The organism is Emticicia sp. C21, from assembly GCF_003418935.1.
In the GTDB taxonomy this organism is placed as follows: domain Bacteria; phylum Bacteroidota; class Bacteroidia; order Cytophagales; family Spirosomataceae; genus Emticicia.
In genome coordinates this window covers 124,171-136,806 of the sequence record NZ_QVMT01000009.1, presented here as the reverse complement: position 1 = coordinate 136,806, position 12,636 = coordinate 124,171, and the positions used below count along the sequence as shown (strand labels likewise).

The window sequence follows — 12,636 nt, the reverse complement described above, 5'->3', positions numbered from 1 at the left end:
AGGAAGCATTGGTCTCGCAATTTAGTATTAAAAAACTTATGAATCTGGAATTAATCCTACTTTTTATCTTATGGTACTAAGTCTGAATGACACCCACATTATATCTTTTAGTAATAGGAGCATGATTTGCCGCTTCTATGCCTATTGAAATGATTTTTCTGGTTTCTAGTGGGTCAATCACACCATCAACCCAAAGATTAGAAGCCGCATAATAAGGGCTTAATTGAGAATTATATTTATCTGTAATGGTATCCAGTAATTCCTTTTCTTTTTCTTCTGAAATCTCAACTCCTTTAGCCTTGAGTGTTGCTTCCTGAATCTGTAGAAGCGTTTTTGCGGCAGAAGCTCCACTCATGACCGCCATTTGTCCTGTTACCCATGAGTAAATTAATCTAGGATCATACGCCTTGCCACACATGGCATAGTTGCCTGCACCGTATGAATTACCTACTATAAATGTAAACTTAGGCACTACAGAATTGGCCATGGCATTTACCATTTTAGCGCCATCCTTAATAATTCCTCCATGTTCCGAGCGGCTACCAACCATAAAACCTGTTACATCCTGCAAAAACACCAAAGGGATTTTTTGTTGATTACAATTCATGATAAATCGGGCAGCTTTATCGGCAGAATCAGAATAAATAACACCGCCCATCTGCATTTCGCCTTTTTTAGATTTCACGATTTTGCGCTGATTGGCCACGATTCCAACGGCCCATCCATCAATTCTGGCAAGTCCACAAAGTATAGTTTGTCCATAACCTTTTTTGTATTGGTCAAATTCAGAGTTATCTACGAGTCTTTCAATAATCTCTACCATATCATATGGCTTTACTCTATCTGCTGGTAAAATAGTATAGATTTCTTTTGGGTCTTTTAAGGGTGGCAGGGATGCTTTTCTGTCAAACCCGGCTTTGGCATTATGCCCCATTTTGTCAAAAATATTTCTGATTTCATCCAGACAAGCCGCATCGTTTGGAAATTTATTATCGGTCACACCCGAAATCTCGCAATGGGTAGTAGCACCACCCAGGGTTTCATTATCAATGTCTTCACCTATAGAAGATTTTACTAAATAGGATCCAGCCAGAAAAACAGAGCCTGTACCCTCAACTATCAAGGCATAATCTGACATAATAGGCAGATAGGCGCCTCCGGCCACACAACTTCCCATAATGGCAGCAACCTGTGGAATACCCATAGAAGACATTTGCGCATTGTTTCGGAATATTCGTCCAAAATGCTCTTTATCCGGGAAAATTTCTGCCTGCATAGGTAAATAAACTCCTGCTGAATCTACCAGATAAATAATGGGTAGCTGATTCTCCATGGCAATTTCCTGCGCTCTCAGATTTTTCTTGGCCGTAATCGGAAACCAGGCACCTGCTTTTACTGTCGCATCATTAGACACTATTACACATAATCTGCCGCTCACATATCCTATTCCGCAAACAACTCCACCATTCGGGCAACCGCCATCTTCTTCATACATGCCCTCTCCGGCAAAAACACCAAATTCCACAAACGCGCTATCTTTATCAATCAGATACTCAACCCGTTCCCAAGTAGTCATTTTACCTTTGGCCTTATGCGCCTGAATTTTTTTTAAACCACCCCCCAATCTTATTTGTTCTCTCTTTTGATTCAGTTCCTCAATCAATGATTCCAGATTTAGCATAATATTTAAGTAATTTCGTTAGTGAGACAAAATAATGATATAAATTCTTAATATTGAACAATTTTTTTTGCAAATATGATAAATAGTTGTCAGAAAAATAATTAGTATTGCAACTAATTCTCAATATACAAAATTAAAGATATGACAGTTTTTGAATTAGATACAGATGAGCAGTTAGAAATGATTCGGCAAAGTGCAAAAGACTTTGCTGAGAACTATATTCGACCACATGTAATGGAGTGGGATGAAACCCAAAAATTCCCGGTTGAGCTCTTTCATAAGATGGGGGAGTTTGGGTTTATGGGTGTGCTGGTACCCGAAAACTACGGTGGTTCTGGTTTAGGCTATCAGGAATACATTACTATTATAGATGAAATTTCGCAGGTTTGTGGGTCAATAGGTTTGTCTGTGGCCGCTCATAATTCATTATGTACAAATCATATCCTGACTTTTGCTAACAACGAGCAAAAACAGAAATACCTGCCTAAATTGGCTAGTGGCGAGTGGATAGGTGCCTGGGGATTGACCGAAACGGGCACAGGTTCTGACGCAGGCGGCATGACAACAACAGCCGTAGAAGAGGGAGATTATTATGTGCTAAACGGTTCAAAAAACTTTATTACCCATGCCATTAGTTCAAACGTAGCAGTTGTTATTGCACGCACGGGAGAAAAGGGTGATTCTCATGCTATGACGGCCTTTGTCATTGAAAAAGATACACCTGGTTTTTCGGCTGGGAAAAAAGAAAATAAATTAGGCATGCGTGCCAGCGAGACGGCTTGCTTGTTTTTTGATAACTGTCGTGTACATAAGGATAATATTTTAGGGAATGTTGGCGATGGATTTGTGCAATCATTAAAGATTTTAGATGGTGGACGTATATCTATTGCGGCACTTTCATTAGGGATAGCAAAAGGTGCTCTAGAGGCTGCCTTAAAATATGCACAGGAAAGAGAGCAATTCGGCAAGGCAATCATTAATTTTCAGGGAGTTAGCTTTAAACTGTCTGATATGGCCACAAAAATTGAAGCATCAGAACTCCTGACGCGTAAAGCGGGTTATTTAATAGATAGTGGTAAAAAGGTAACCAAGTTATCAGCTATGGCGAAACTCTTTGCCTCTGAAACGGCCGTTGAAGTGGCCAATGAAGGGGTACAAATACATGGGGGTTATGGTTATACTAAAGACTTTCCGGCAGAAAAATATTATAGAGATGCCAAGCTTTGCACGATAGGAGAGGGTACTTCTGAAATTCAGAAAGTGGTAATTGCCAGAGAAATTACAAGAAAATAATTGAAGAAGGGCTATAAATCAGAACTATGAAGATAATTGAGTGCCCAAGAGATGCCATTCAGGGGCTTCATCATTTCATACCGACAGAGAAAAAGATTGCCTATATTAATCAATTGTTGGCAAGCAATCTTTTTGATACGATTGATTTCGGAAGCTTTGTTTCGCCCAAAGCTATCCCTCAAATGGCCGATACAAAAGGTGTCCTCTCTGGTGGGAACCTTTTTGAATCAAAGACAAAATTGCTGGCTATTATTGCCAACGAAAGAGGAGCTCAGGAAGCTTCAGTTTATGAAAGAATCGGTTATTTAGGTTATCCGTTTTCAGTGTCAGAAACTTTTCAATTAAGAAATACTAATGTAACCATTGCAGAATCGTTAGAAAGAGTAAAAGCCATTCAGGAAATTTGCGAGAGAGCAAGTAAGCAATTAGTACTCTATATATCAATGGGTTTCGGAAATCCTTACGGCGATATATGGAATGTCGAAATTGTATTAGAATGGATAGAAAAACTGAAGCAATTGGGTATAAAAATATTTTCACTTTCAGATACAGTTGGTGTAGCAAATCCTGAAAGCATAAAGTATCTTTTCGAAAGCCTGATTCCACAATATCCTGATTTAGAATTTGGTGCGCATCTGCACACGACACCAGATACCTGGAAAGAAAAGGTTGAAAGTGCTTATAGCGCGGGGTGCAGAAGATTCGACGGGGCAATATTAGGCTATGGTGGTTGCCCGATGGCAGCAGATGAACTAGTCGGAAATATGCCTACAGAAAATTTACTTTCGTTTATTAATAATACTGATTATGAAAAGATTGAGTCTCTAAAAATAGCTTTCCAAAACCTGATAAGCTAATGTATTTTACTGAAAACGATATTCTTACCTTTCCTGACGTCGAGATGAAACTGATCAAAACAGATTTCAGACAAAATTTATTTGTTATTACGCTCAATAGGCCTGAAAAACGAAATGCCTTTACTCCAACTATGGTACATGAAATTGCATTTGCTTTGGCTTATGCTAATTATCAGAGCGATATATGGTGTGTATTATTAGAAGCAGAGGGGCGGGTTTTTAGTGCAGGAATGGACTTAAACGTTTTTCAGAATACTGAATTGGATATTAAAAATGAAAATTTACCTAAACCTAATAATGAAATTACATTGGGAGATGCTTTTAAAAGCCTGTCTAAACCTTGCGTAGCCAAAGTAAAAGGAGATGTGCTGGCAGGAGGATTTTTATTAATTGGAGGATGCACCTTTGTGGTAGCAATTGAAGAAGCTAACTTTAGTTTACCAGAGGTAAAAAGAGGAATTTTTCCATTGCAGGTGATGGCCACATTACTAAAAATTATGCCGCAAAGAAAAGTTTTGGAAATGTGCATTTTAGGAAAAAAATATACAGCCAAAGAAGCATTGAATTTAGGTTTGGTAAGCAATCTTTCATCAAAAGATACCATTGAAAAAGATACTGATGATTTAATTAAAGTAATTTTAGGTGGTTCACCATTTGCTATAAAAAAAGGCATAGAAGCCTATCATAATTTATCCGATTTCCCTGAAAACGAACAACATCAATATCTGATTAGTTTATTACAAGAGATTCGGGGTTCAGCTGATGCGCAGGAGGGTATACAAGCTTTTAAAGAGAAAAGAGAGCCCATCTGGAAGAATGAGTAAGTAAAGTCTTTTATATTATATAATTTAGGAATATTTTTTGATAGAAAGTATTTCAAATCCTACATTTGGGCGGCATTCCTCTTTCCGCAAATTTGCAGTCCGGAATTTTAATGTTATTTTTGGCGAAAATTTAGAGTAGCGCTTATGAATCGTAACGAGCTTGATAAAATCATTGATAATTTAGATACAGTTTTTAGAGGGGATGCCTGGCATGGGCCATCGGTAATGGAATTTATCAACTCAATGCCGTCTGATGTGGTTGATGTGAGAAAAGAATATTCGAAGTACACCATTTGCCAGATAATTTATCATTTGGGTATATGGAGAAAGTTTGTCATAGAAAAACTGAATGGCAATATCAAATTCGATTTAGTAACTGACGAAAATAATTACGGAACTGAAGAAGATATATCCAAAGCAAACTGGCCTAATTTGGTTGAGCAATTGAAAACCAATCAAGAAGAATTAATAAATAAACTTGAAGAGTTTGATGATGATTTGCTTATTAAATTGGTACCTGGTCAGGATTATGATTATTATAAATTATTGACCGGATTAATCCAGCATGATACGTATCACTTAGGCATGATTTGGGTTTTATGGGAATAATGTGCTAGTGTTAATAATACGAATTATTTAAACGTTAGAAATAGAATTAGATTTAAAATATAATGGAAGAACTACAAACTAAAGAAATAGACAGAATTAAAACTTTATTGAATGCCGCTTTTCATGGTGGCTCCTGGCATGGCCCATCAGTACTGGAGAATGTCAAGGATATAAAGCCTAAAACTGCCGGAAACCGTCAGAAAGGGATTCATACTATTGCTGAATTAGTTTACCACATGACAACCTGGAGAATCTTTGTTTTAAAGAAAATTCAGGGAGAGGCTGAGTTTGACATCAAAACCGAGAAGCAAAATTGGGGAAACCTGAAAGAAATTGATGAATTTGAGTGGGAAACCCTTCAAATGGAACTAACGCTTAGCCATGATGAATTAATGAGCAGTCTTGAAGAAAAAACAGATGATTTTCTATTAGAGATAGTTCCGGGTAGTGAATATGACTTCTATACTCTTCTACATGGTATCATTAACCATGACCTTTATCATAACGGTCAGATTGGTATTCTGAAAAAAATGGCTCCGAAAACGAGTAAATTCGATGATGAAGATGATCCGAGAAGTAGCCGTTATTATAGTGAAGACTTCAACGATGAGTACTGACAAATAAAAAAAATGTAGTAAAAACTTGGAAATGTATAAATATATCTTATAATTTTGAAGAAATTTAAATTCACTCAAAATCCATAACGACTATGTATCAAATCACCAGGTGGGCAGGGAAGCATCCAACCCTTGTTCGTTTTATTATTCTCCCGATTTTATTTTATGTTCAGTGCCGCATGGCGTTTGTATTAGGAGCAGAAATGTTCTTTCAGGGAACTTCGTTCTCCATACCGTTCTTGCTGACAGTGGTTGTGATTAATATTGGTGTTTGTTTAGCTTATCCTTTCAATGCCAAAGAGTTAATTCACAAGTACTACTATCAGCTCAAAGCTATGCAGTTAGTGGCTTGTCTGTCTGCTGCAACTCTTTGGGGATTCATTGGAAATCAGACTGCGGCCTATTTTGAAAATGTCCGCATGGCAGAACTAGGTGTGAAACCAGTTTACAGCTATCCTTTTTCAGTGCTGGCTGTAACATTGACCAATAATACTCTTGGAGAATCAGAAAGCTCAATGCTCACAACTAAGTCAGTTTTCAAGAATTATTTTAAAAATGCAATAGCCAAAATAAAGAAATCAACTTTGCTTCGACCAAAGGCTGATGGAGCGGCCAAAGTTTTATTGGTAATTTTAGGGATACTTTTGCTTGCTGCCGGGATTGTGGTTTTAGTCTGTGGCATTCAATGCGGAAGTGCTGGAGGAGGGGTGGCCTTAGGGGTAATTGGGGGCTTAGCATTGTTAGGTTTGGGTGTTTGGGCACTAGTTGGTGGTTTCAGGAAAGCATTCCGAATGATGAGAAGACCGATGGTCAATTAAATAACAAAAATAAAGATACAAATAAAAATGGGTTCTGAAAAGAACCCATTTTTATTGTTCAATAATTTTAATTCTGAAAACTGATAATCAATTCTTCGATAAGCTTTTGCTCTTCATCATTCAAACACTTTGTAGCACTTAAATAACTTAAAGCATTTGCTATTTTGTTGTTGTCGCGTATTGTCCCTAAATTACCTACATAGGAGGGAAGTATAAAAGAAAGCGGTTTCAAATCTTTTCGCTCGCACCATTTTTCAATCAAAGACGCTAAAATTGGATTTTGATTTCTTGAGGCACCCACTCTTTTCAATCCTTCTGTAATACCGGATTTTATCATATTTCCATATGGGTTTACAGTAAGGATATCAGAATAATCAGCTCCTAATTGATAATACTCTGTAGCTTTCTCAATTTGCCCGAGATCTTCATAAGACTTCCCAATATTCAAGCAAAGCGATGGAAAATATTTCTTCATACCATCTCTTTCAATTGCATTAGCTAAATGAAAAGATTCTAAATTCCATTTCAGCTTTTCTTCTAATGACAATTTACTGCGAGCCATATAATGAGCTGCAATAAAAGCTTCAAAATTGTCTGAGGCCGATTCCCAGGCTTGTCTGAATAATGCAGCTGAATCTTCTAGTTTTCCTTCAAACTCAGCACTCATGCCTTCAGCACATAACTTTACTATCTTATTGCTTGGATCAATATCCATATCAATGAGGAATATTTACAGTTTCCGAACCCTTGATACTAACCTTGTTCCCTTCGACTAAAACTGAAACAGGAAATTCTGAAAGATTTTCAATCTCTATATGCTCACGATAAATTATGACCTTTAATATATGCTGTCTGAAACCGACTCTGAATGAAAAGCTTTGCCATTGTTCAGGCAGAAAAGGACTAAACGAGAGCATATTATCTTTCACGCGCATACCCCCAAAACCTTTTACAACCGACATCCAGGTACCTGCCATTGAAGTAATATGTAGTCCATCTTCTGTGTCATTATTATAATCATCCAGGTCTAGTCTTGCTGTTCGCACATACATTTCATAAGCCTTTTCTTTCTTGCCCAACCTGGCTGCCTGAATTACATGCACACAAGGTGATAAAGACGATTCATGAACTGTCATAGGTTCATAGAAGTCAAAGTTTCTTCTGAGTTCATCAGCTGAAAAATCATCTTCGAAGAAATACATCCCTTGCAGCACATCTGCCTGTTTAATAAAACAAGACCTCAGAATTCTATCCCATGACCACTTCTGGTTAATCGGGCGTTGTTGAGCAATATCATTGACTGTGAGTAATTCCTTATCCAGGAAACCATCCTGCTGCAAAAACACCTCACGTTGGGCATCATAAGGGAAATACATATTCTTAATAATGTTTTTCCATTTTGAAGTTTCTGAAGTTTCATCAAATTTGGTAATTCTGGCGATATCTTCAAATTTGAAATGAACTTGCTTAACCTTATCAATAGCCTCTAAAGTATATTTCAAGCACCATACAGCCAAATAATTGGTATACCAGTTATTATTGACATTGTTTTCATATTCATTCGGCCCAGTAACTCCCAACATTACATACTTCTGCTGTGCCGATGACCAATTAATGCGCTGTGCCCAGAATCTTGAAATACCTATCAGAACCTCCAATCCATACTCAATTAAATAACTTTCATCGCCTGTATATCTTATATAATCATAGATAGCATACGCTATGGCTCCGTTACGATGAATTTCCTCAAAGGTAATCTCCCACTCATTATGACACTCTTCACCGTTCATAGTAACCATCGGATACAAAGCCGCCCCGTCAGAAAAACCTAGTTTTTCCGCATTTTCAATCGCCCTTTTCAAATGATTGTGTCTATAAATCAATAAGTTTCTTGCTACTTTTTGCTCAGAGGTAGATAGGTAAAAAGGTAGGCAATAAGCTTCTGTATCCCAATAGGTTGAGCCTCCATATTTTTCACCGGTGAAACCTTTCGGGCCAATATTTAATCGTGCATCCTCTCCTGTATACGTTTGTTGTAGATGAAAGATATTGAATCTGATTCCCTGTTGTGCAGCTATATCACCATCAATCTGAATATCATTACCTTCCCATTTGGTTTTCCAGGCTGATTTTTGATCTTCAAACATCTGATTAAATCCTTTTGAAGCAATTCTTTCCAGATATTTTTTAGCTTCTGATGTGAGAACCTGAATCGAATAATTTTCAGAAGATAGATTGACTGCATATTTGTAAATAACCGTTTCCTGATTTTGCTTTAAAGATATTTTTAACTCATTTGCAACGTACTTATCTTTCTTGATAGGCATGGTCTGGCAATCAACCGCCTCACCATTCTGATAACATTCAAATCTCATACCTGTACAAACCTGAAAAGTAGGTACTGATTCCCATTTTGATTTTTTGGTTTCCAGTGTTATATATCCTTGACCATGAGCGGTTTCTTTACTGATTTCATTCCAGAATTTTTCACCATGATTAGAATCTTTATTAGATATGTCTCCATCTAATGAAACAATTACTTTCGCAGAGCCTGAAAAATTTACAGGAATAACGGAAAACCTTATTGCACCAGATTCATCATCCTTTAAACTGCAGAAACGCAAAGTATTTACCTTAATTGCTTTACCCGATTGGAATTTGGCAATAAAAGAGCGCTCAAGTGTACCATCAAGCATATTTAATACTCTTCTGAACTCCAATACTTCACATTTGGCTAAATCCAATACTTCACCCTCAATTTCAAGGTCTATGCCAGTCCAGTTGCAAGCGTTCAATACTTTGGCAAAGTAGTTCGGATATCCATTTTTCCACCAGCCTACCCGGGTTTTATCAGGAAACCATACACCGGCTACATAATTACCTTGTAAAGTTTTACCAGAATATTTCTCTTCAAAATTACCTCTGCCACCCATACGCCCATTTCCCAGGCTCATCAGACTTTCGGTAATCTCATTATATTCCGGATGAAAACCTTCTTCAATAATGCACCATTCATCATGGACAATATAATTTTTCATATGTATTCTATTGCGGCTATACGCTTATTTTTTGGTTAAAGTAAGTAATGTTTATTGAATGATTGTGTGAATGAGAGATTGAGTGATTAATCATTTAATAGCTTGTAGTAATTCATGAATATCAACTCCTACCAGATTTTCAAAAACTATATCTGCTTCAACTAGGACTTCTTTTTTACCAAGACCTACAGTTTTCATTCCACCTTTTTTAGCAGCTTCCACTCCTGCAACGGCATCTTCAAAGACCAAACATTCACTTGGTGAAACCCCGAGCTCTTTTGCTCCTTTTAAAAATACCTCAGGGTCTGGTTTGCCTTTTGCTATTTTGGTGCCGTCAATGATTGAGTCAAAATTATCTAACATGCCGATTCTTTCAAGAATTAATCTGGCATTTTTACTTACTGAGCCTAAGGCTGTTTTGATATTTTCTTTTTTCACCTGAGTAAAAAAATCAGTTACTCCGGGAAGAATATCGTCCGGACTCATTTTGCTCACTAAATTCAGATAATTTTCGTTTTTCTGTGAAGCTAAAGATAATTTTTCCTCCTCACTTAATTCAACTGCGCCATGTGCCAGAATAATGTCTAACGAGTCCATTCTACTGACACCTTTCAGTTTCTCATTAAACTCTTCCGAAATATCAAATCCCAAACCATTCGCCATTTGCCTCCATGCCTGATAATGGTAAATAGCTGTATCAACAATTACCCCATCTAAATCAAATAAAAATGCTTTAATCATATCTTTCTTTGGTTGTCATAATCGCCACAATTGGTTAATTCGCCTCTAAAAATAGGTAAGTGATAGAAATTAGTAGGCATTTCTCTATTTATTGCTGTGAATCTACAAATTAACTAATAGTTTTTCTAAGAGCAATTGTCATTTGAGAGAAAATTGCTCTGAATTGTATTTTTTAATGAATATGACTAATTATTAACCTCTAATACTAAGGCTGTCATAGCAGGGACTTTAATGCTTTTGATATTAGTGAGTGTTTCTCCTGTCATAATATTTTTTGCAGACTGAGACGTTTTCAAAATCTCGGCAAAATTCTGAGTATTAACCTCTTTTTCTACATTATTCGAATTACTAATAACCATGACCCTTTGATTTTCGGTGTATCTGAAATATACATAAATACCATCAAATGGCAGGAATTGCATCATCCGGCCTTTCGTAAGTGCTTCTGATGTTTTCCTATAATTCAGTAATTTCTTATTCCATTCAAAGGCCTCATTTTCTTTCTCATTTCTTCCACTTGCCACAAATTTATTTTCTTTATCACCTTGCCAACCACCCGGAAAATCTCTGCGTACTTCAGCGTCCGATGGGTTTTTGAAGTTTTTCATTAATATTTCAGTTCCATAATACATTTGCGGAATCCCGCGGAGGGTATAAAGCCAGGTAAGACCCATTTTATATTTGTTGAAATCTTCGCCAATCACTGAGAAATATCTGTCACTATCATGATTTTCAACAAAGGGTACTAATCTTTCAGGGTTCTGATAAACCATATCCTGTGCGATTACCTGGTAAACTCTGTTTACTCCCTCATTCCAACCAAATTTCTCATTCAAAGCAGTATTAATAGCATTTTGTATCTGAAAATCACAGCTAGAAGGTAAATTGCATTTGAATGGAATATTATAATTGTTCTTGGTGAAATAAGATTGACTTACTACAGTTCCTACTGCTGATTCTCCAAATAATAGCATATTTGGGTGTTCGTCTAAAATAGCCTTATTACATCTGTTCATAAATTCCATATCGTTATAGATATAAGTGTCTATGCGCCATGCATCAATATTAAAATACTCAATTGTCCAGAGCGCGTGTTGAATCAGGAAATTTGCCATGAACGGATTTTTCTGATTCAAATCTGGCAAAAATGGGACAAACCAACCGTTTGAAGAAACTTTTTTATCGTAACTAGATCCATGAATATCGAATAAAGGCTGGTCTTTATAAGAAGTATTTGTATAATTATCCCATTGATTCAACCAGTCTTTTGAAGGCATATCTTTCAAAAACCAATGGTTAATTCCTGCATGATTATAAACCGCATCCTGTACTATCTTGATACCTTTTTCATGGGCCGTATTAATTAGTTTCTGATAGGTTTCGTTACCTCCTAAACGTTTGTCAACATTATAATGGTCGGTAAATCCATAGCCATGGTAAGCACTGCGCATGCTGCCTCCCTCATTGGTTATCGGCTGATTGTTTTCAACAACTGGCGTAAGCCAAAGAGAAGTTACACCCAACTCTTTAAAGTAATCCAGATGATTAATAATCCCCTGCAAATCGCCACCATGACGCAGCCAAGGGTTTTTCCTGTCTGAATTATTGTCAACCATATCCGGAAATTTATCATTTGATTCATCTCCGTTTGAAAAACGGTCTGGCATAATCAGATAAATTACATCTGCCTGTGTTACTGCCTGAGGTTTGGCTGTCCGGGTCTTTAGTTCGTAGACTATTGTTGCAGCATTTGCTCCTGTTCCTAAATTAAAAGCCAACTTCCCTGCTTTAGCAGTTTTAGCAATTTCTAAATCCACAAATAAATAATTAGGATTTTCAACCTTGTTAACTTTTTTAATTTTTACGCCTGAATAGGGTTTTAAACTGAGATTGTGGGCAGCTATATTTTTGCCATAAAGCAAGATTTGGAGATTCGGATTTTTCATACCAACCCACCAGTTAGTAGGATTGATGCGTTGTATATCAGGTTTTTGTCCAAAAATTTCCGTAAATAATAATAATTGGATAAAAACAAGAATAATAGGTTTTCCGTGTAGTTTCATCGAGTTAAAGTGTTTCGTTTATGTGGCAAAATAACACAAACAAAGTTTTTTTTCATAAAAAAATACTCATTAGATTTGAAAACACTTTAACCTGT

The 12,636-nt window shown here is 36.7% G+C and carries 11 protein-coding genes; 6 read left to right on the top strand and 5 right to left on the bottom strand.

The window, feature by feature from the left end; all coding sequences use genetic code 11:
• Positions 1–76 precede the first annotated feature (76 nt).
• Positions 77–1,681 (bottom strand): acyl-CoA carboxylase subunit beta, encoded by a 1,605-nt coding sequence (locus D0T08_RS19400; RefSeq protein WP_116984344.1) that lies wholly within the window; start codon positions 1,679–1,681, stop codon positions 77–79.
• Between the two features lie 141 nt (positions 1,682–1,822).
• Here D0T08_RS19400 and D0T08_RS19395 point away from each other — a divergent pair, with 141 nt between their 5' ends.
• The 6 genes from D0T08_RS19395 (at position 1,823) to D0T08_RS19370 (ending at position 6,699) form a co-directional block, all read left to right on the top strand.
• Positions 1,823–2,974: an acyl-CoA dehydrogenase family protein gene (locus tag D0T08_RS19395; protein WP_116984343.1), complete on the top strand. Its 1,152-nt coding sequence runs from the start codon at positions 1,823–1,825 to the stop codon at positions 2,972–2,974.
• A 26-nt stretch (positions 2,975–3,000) separates the two neighbouring features.
• On the top strand, positions 3,001–3,831 hold the full coding sequence (locus tag D0T08_RS19390; protein WP_116984342.1) for a hydroxymethylglutaryl-CoA lyase: 831 nt from the start codon (positions 3,001–3,003) through the stop codon (positions 3,829–3,831).
• Complete coding sequence (locus D0T08_RS19385) at positions 3,831–4,655, top strand: enoyl-CoA hydratase/isomerase family protein (protein WP_116984341.1); 825 nt, start codon at positions 3,831–3,833, stop codon at positions 4,653–4,655. Before D0T08_RS19390 ends, D0T08_RS19385 begins: the two co-directional genes overlap by 1 nt.
• Before the next feature lie 144 nt (positions 4,656–4,799).
• Positions 4,800–5,264 (top strand): DinB family protein, encoded by a 465-nt coding sequence (locus D0T08_RS19380; protein ID WP_116984340.1) that lies wholly within the window; start codon positions 4,800–4,802, stop codon positions 5,262–5,264.
• Positions 5,265–5,326: 62 nt separating this feature from the next.
• Entirely contained in the window at positions 5,327–5,881 is a 555-nt protein-coding gene (locus tag D0T08_RS19375) for a DinB family protein (protein ID WP_116984339.1), read from the top strand.
• A gap of 92 nt (positions 5,882–5,973) precedes the next feature.
• Complete coding sequence (locus tag D0T08_RS19370; protein ID WP_116984338.1) at positions 5,974–6,699, top strand: hypothetical protein; 726 nt, start codon at positions 5,974–5,976, stop codon at positions 6,697–6,699.
• Between the two features lie 67 nt (positions 6,700–6,766).
• Here D0T08_RS19370 and D0T08_RS19365 read toward each other — a convergent pair whose 3' ends face one another.
• The 4 genes from D0T08_RS19365 to D0T08_RS19350 all read right to left on the bottom strand — a co-directional run bounded on the left by D0T08_RS19365 (position 6,767) and on the right by D0T08_RS19350 (position 12,541).
• Positions 6,767–7,414: a hypothetical protein gene (locus D0T08_RS19365; RefSeq protein WP_116984337.1), complete on the bottom strand. Its 648-nt coding sequence runs from the start codon at positions 7,412–7,414 to the stop codon at positions 6,767–6,769.
• Position 7,415: 1 nt separating this feature from the next.
• Complete coding sequence (locus D0T08_RS19360) at positions 7,416–9,737, bottom strand: family 65 glycosyl hydrolase domain-containing protein (RefSeq protein ID WP_116984336.1); 2,322 nt, start codon at positions 9,735–9,737, stop codon at positions 7,416–7,418.
• A gap of 90 nt (positions 9,738–9,827) precedes the next feature.
• Positions 9,828–10,478 carry a beta-phosphoglucomutase gene (gene pgmB, locus D0T08_RS19355; protein WP_116984335.1) on the bottom strand — a complete coding sequence of 217 codons (651 nt, stop codon included), beginning with the start codon at positions 10,476–10,478 and terminating at the stop codon, positions 9,828–9,830.
• Between the two features lie 185 nt (positions 10,479–10,663).
• Positions 10,664–12,541: a glycoside hydrolase family 13 protein gene (locus tag D0T08_RS19350; protein WP_116984334.1), complete on the bottom strand. Its 1,878-nt coding sequence runs from the start codon at positions 12,539–12,541 to the stop codon at positions 10,664–10,666.
• Positions 12,542–12,636 lie beyond the last annotated feature (95 nt).